Here is a 1624-nt window from a genome sequence, read left to right as displayed (position 1 = left end):
GTTACATTATCGGATATTACTGCCAACTCAGACCACATCAGTATAACGGTGGTTTAACTCCCAATGAATCAGAACGATTATATTGGGAAAACTCTAAAACCGTGGCCAATTTTAGTTGACCACTACATCTATATAAACTCAAAGTCTGAGAATTTCAGTGTATTGACTGCTCTATTAACAATTCTATCTTTGTTACTCGGCTACTATCTTGGTAGCCGATAATATTCACATAACAAACGCTTCAAGAGGGACTTCCAACGCGTGGCATTTTTATTATGCGTTGGTTTTTGTGTTTACGGTGTTATGCGGAAACTTGCTAGTAGCGTTGTCAGCCCCTTAAGCGGGCGTTATGCATCTTTTCTTATTCAGAATTCGATAGGTAGCAAAATAAAAATGAAGTTAAAAAATATATTCATTTGTTTAGGTATGGCTGTAGTAGTTTTAGGGCTCGCTACGTGTGGGTATAAAATATACAAAGGCAGTGATTATACGGCGTACCTTATTGACGTCCACAATGTAAAAAACGCAGTAATTGATACCAAAACCATCTCTAATGAAAAGGTTTCTGTTAAATACTTTAAATCCAAGAAAAATCTACTGGTCAACTTAAATAACTATGTGGGTAATGAAGATACGGTTTGCGTTGGAAAAATAGATGACTTACTTAGTGGTGACGTGGTTGGTGTCTTGATACAAAACATCAACCTGTTTGGTCAGGTGCGCAATTACTATTCGGCAATCATTGAACATGATAACGAAGTGGCAAATCATGATGACTCAAATGGCACTAAAGGTCACATACAAGGTGTGCGTTACTCTGAAAAAATAAAGAAATTAGATACAGGAGAAAGTCTTGCTTATGTGAATGACATTGGGGCTTGCAGCGCCATGATCAAGAAATTTTTAAGCACGCTGTAGGATATGCATAACAAACTGTTCAAGAGGGATTCGTAACGCGTGGCATTTTCACTATGCGTTGGTTTTGGTGTTTAAGGTGGTATGCGGTGGCATCGGTATTGCGTTGCTCACCCCTTAACAGGGCGTTAGGCAAAGTGAGTTTTTATCAGCTAAAACGAGTTGGAATTGAACGGTAAATTCCATGTTTTGTGGCTTAACTTAAGCAATAAATCGTCATCACATATTTGTTGTTTCTTGATCGTGTTGGGTTGCTTTTCGTTGTGAATTTAGCGGCAAAATAACCTTCAGCATCCAAACGTCCGCCGAGCATGCTACGCTCGTCACTTTTCTTCCAAATCGCTCAATTTGAGTTTTTTGTTTCTTTGCTGATTTAGCGTTTTGCTTTATAAATTAATCGGTTAGTTGTTTTAAGATTTACAAAAAGTCTTGTTCTTAGGTTTTGAAAGTGTTGTTGTAATCGGTTGGCCTAACAAACGGCTCAAGAGGGATTGCCAACGCGTGGCGGTTTTAGTGCAAAATTGAAGTTCAGTGTTTACGGCGTGTTTTTTGAGTTCGGTGGTGCGTTGTCAACCCCTTAGCCGGGCGTTAGGCAAAGTGAGTTTTTATCAGCTAAATCGGGTTTGAATTGAACTGTGAATTCTATGTTCTCATGGCTGGACTTAAGCAATAAATCGTCATCACATATTTGTTGTTTCTTGATCGCGTT

Annotated in this window: 1 protein-coding gene; it reads left to right on the top strand. The window is 38.7% G+C overall.

The features are described 5' to 3' along the window. Positions 1 to 261 precede the first annotated feature (261 nt). Positions 262 to 918 (top strand): hypothetical protein, encoded by a 657-nt coding sequence (locus tag AACV12_RS09225; RefSeq protein ID WP_339377054.1) that lies wholly within the window; start codon positions 262 to 264, stop codon positions 916 to 918. The last annotated feature ends 706 nt before the right edge of the window (positions 919 to 1624 follow it).

Source organism: Vibrio sp. 2-2(8) (assembly GCF_963888495.1).
GTDB classification, from domain to species: domain Bacteria; phylum Pseudomonadota; class Gammaproteobacteria; order Enterobacterales; family Vibrionaceae; genus Vibrio; species Vibrio anguillarum.
Note: the sequence above shows the minus strand (reverse complement) of the source record. Positions and strands in the feature narration are given on the sequence as shown.